This window comes from Pseudomonas sp. BJa5, from assembly GCF_030272875.2.
Lineage (GTDB): Bacteria > Pseudomonadota > Gammaproteobacteria > Pseudomonadales > Pseudomonadaceae > Aquipseudomonas.
In genome coordinates this window covers 1-258 of record NZ_JALRNG020000168.1, presented here as the reverse complement: position 1 = coordinate 258, position 258 = coordinate 1, and the positions used below count along the sequence as shown (strand labels likewise).

General features: G+C 61.6%; 1 protein-coding gene. It reads right to left on the bottom strand.

Features of this window, described 5'->3' with window-relative positions; genetic code table 11:
• The coding region (locus M2D63_RS25875) for an immunoglobulin-like domain-containing protein (RefSeq protein ID WP_285865898.1) at positions 1 to 258 on the bottom strand (258 nt) is incomplete at both ends.

The window sequence follows — 258 nt, the reverse complement described above, 5'->3', positions numbered from 1 at the left end:
GCGGTGTAGGTGATTTCACCGCCTTCGTTGACCGATGGGGTGGCGGTCAGCTTCAGGCCGGTAGTGTCTTCGGTGCCCGGACCGTCGGTGACGGTCACAGTGGTTTCACCGGAAGCGGTCAGCTCCTCGTAGTTACCACCACTGACGTCCTTGATGCTGTTGGTCAGATCCAGGTTGCTGTTGTGCACGTTGTCTGGCGCGGTGAACTGCACGGTGCCCGTGCTCTGGCCGACGCCGATGACGATCTGCTGGCCGTTG